The 3,192-nt window shown below is 40.2% G+C and carries 1 protein-coding gene; it reads left to right on the top strand.

Annotated features, from left to right (window positions below; genetic code table 11):
• Positions 1-514 precede the first annotated feature (514 nt).
• Positions 515-3,192 (top strand): ESPR-type extended signal peptide-containing protein (locus MMO38_RS16405; RefSeq protein WP_277602893.1); only part of this gene is annotated, 2,678 nt, incomplete at its 3' end.

Here is a 3,192-nt window from a genome sequence, read left to right as displayed (position 1 = left end):
TGGCTGAAGGCATAGGTTGTGTGGTAACTCCCTAATGGTTTTCAGCCACCTTTTTTTCAAGCTAATTTCTTATCCGCGATTCAGGTTAGTTAATAATTTAACTCAATATTAACTGACAGTTAGAACAATGGATTCATTAAAAAGTCAGCATTTATGCTGACTTTTTTTATTTTTTGATACAATTTTTTTTTGAATATTAAAAGTCAGACATTGTCAATTATTGTCATGTATATGCATTTTTTACGACTTATAACGTGGAGATTAGTTGATAAGTGTAATTTTTATTTGATGTTAGTAATTGTTTTAACTAGCTTTTTTTGGAATAAAGGCAAGACATTATATTGAATTGTAGTCTGTGATTCGAAATGCATATTAATAAAAATATTGTGATTTACTTGGCATATAAAAAAAGTTATTTTATTGAACATTAAATTACATTTATTTACCTGATAGACGGGTATGTACACATAAGTAAACATGTTTTAACGATTTAATTTACGTCTAGGAAAAAAATATGAACAAAGTTTATAAAGTTGTTTGGAATGCGTCTTTAGGCGTTTGGGTAGCGGTTTCAGAACTTGCTAAAAGTAAAACTAAAAATAGCGGTGTGAGTGATACTGCTGGTCAAATCAATAATTCAGTGGATAGCCAACAAGCTAAATTGTTTTTCTTAAAGCCATTGTCTTTTGCTATTTTTAGCATTCTTGTACCATCATTTGCTTTTGCAGAAGTCAATACGGGAGGGGGGGCTAGTAGTCAAACTTCAAGTACAGCAATCTCTCCAAGCAATTTACAATGCGGTGCATTAAATCAAGCTACGATTAGCGGGGCTACCTCAACCAATAGTATCGCAATGGGTTGTGGAACAACTATTAGTAGTGCTCCAGATTCTGTTGCTATAGGTAAACAAAATACAATTAATGCCACTAACGCTACCAGTCAGCAAATTGCTGATCGTAGAGGTGGTGCTACACCTGTCAATTATCCAAATGGACAAACTGGATATACAAGTGCGTCAGTCGCAATTGGCACCCTAAACTCCACAGGTGCTGGTGGAGGTGTGGCGGTTGGTAATGGTAACCAAGTTGAAGGTGATTTTCATGGTGTCGCTGTTGGTCAGGGTAACCGTACGACCAATGGATATGCTGTAAGTTTGGGTGTTGGTAACCTTGCTAGTGGAACATCATCGGTATCTGTCGGAACAGCCAACCAAGCAACGGGCAACACAGCAATTGCTGTGGGTCGCCAAAGTTATTCAAAAGCAGATTTTGGTATCGCTATAGGTAATATAGCGACTGTTGAAGCTGGTGCAACGAAAGGTATTGCTATTGGTGATGGTGCCAATGCTAGTGTAGAGAACTCTGTATCATTAGGTGGGGGTTCAACGACTACGGCACAATCAGGAAATTCATTCTTAACAAATGTTGCTCCATCTGCCACAAATGGTGTGGTTTCTGTAGGTACAATTGGCGCAACTCGACGTATTCAGAACGTCGCCGATGGTGCTGCGCTCACTGATGCAGTGAATGTTGCACAATTAGATAAGGCTTATGATGATACACATAGTCGTTTAGCGACAGCATTGGGTGGTGGAGCAGCATATAATTCAGCCACGAATGCTTATACAGCACCAACCTATAATGTTACAACGGATCCTGCAGCTGGTACTAAAACAGGTAATGTGAATAATGTAGGTGCGGCATTATCGGGCTTAGACACAGCTGTTAATAAAGCAATCACATTTAATGGCAATACTGGTACTTCATCCAATAAACTTGGATCATCTTTAAATATTACTGGTGGGTTAATAGGTGCAGGCTCAAATGCAAATGTTAAAACAGTCATTACTGGTAATACGCTTGATATTCAAATCGCAGATGCGCCTACATTTACTGGAACTGTAACCGCAGGTAATCTTGCCACTGGTGGCACATTGAGTGTAGCAGGTGCAAGTAATTTAAATGGCGGGGCAAATTTAAATAACCAGAAAATTACGAATTTAGCTGCTGGTACTGTTGCAAGCGATGCAGTTAACTTTGGTCAATTAACGACAACGAATAACAATGTTACGGCAGCACAGAACACAGCAAATACGGCATTAACCAATGCTAATAATGCGCAAACCTCAGCAAATACAGCACAAACTACAGCCAACACAGCATTAACCAATGCGAGCAATGCACAAAGTACAGCAGATACAGCACTGACCGAAGCACAAAAAGGTATTAACTTTGGTGATGGCACAACAAACAATAACTATGCCCTAGGCGAGACGATCAATGTCAAAGGTGATAGTAACGTTAATAGTGAAACGACAGCAGATGGCGTACAACTAAGTTTAGCTTCTAACATTACAGTTGATAGCGTAACAGCGGGCAATAGCAAGTTAGACACGAATGGCTTAGTGATCACAGGTGGGCCAAGCGTTACAACAGCGGGAATTGATGCTGGCAGTAAAGTAATCAGCAATGTTGCGGATGGCAGTGCACCGAGTGATGCAGTTAACTTTGGTCAATTAACAACAACCAATAACAACGTTGCTCAAAACACCACAGATATTGCAACCAACACAGCGAACATCACGACCAATACCAACAACATTACGACGAACACCAACAACATTGCGACTAACACGAGTGATATTAGTAACTTGCAAGGTCAAACGTTCAAGCTGCAAGCGAATGGTGATACAGCGAGTGCAGTAGCATCGAGTGATACAGTTCAATTCATTGATGGCGATAACATCGAGATAACTCGTAGTGGTAACGACATTACGGTTGCGACATCAAAAGACTTAACCGTTGATAGCGTAACAGCAGGCAACAGCAAGTTAGACACGAATGGCTTAGTGATCACAGGTGGACCAAGCGTTACAACAGCAGGAATTGATGCTGGCAGTAAAGTAATCAGCAATGTTGCAGATGGTAGTGCACCGAATGACGCAGTTAACTTTGGTCAATTAACAACGACCAATAACAACGTTACGACAGCACAGAACACAGCAAATACGGCATTAACTAATGCTAATAATGCCCAGACTTCAGCTAATGCAGCACAAAGCACAGCAGATACGGCACTGACCGAAGCACAAAAAGGCATTAACTTTGGTGATGGCACAACAAACAATAACTATGCCCTAGGCGAGACGATCAATGTCAAAGGTGATAGTAACGTTAATAGTGAAACGACAGC

The organism is Acinetobacter sp. NIPH 1852 (genome assembly GCF_022549455.1).
Lineage (GTDB): Bacteria > Pseudomonadota > Gammaproteobacteria > Pseudomonadales > Moraxellaceae > Acinetobacter.
This window is presented reverse-complemented; position numbering and strand designations above follow the sequence as displayed.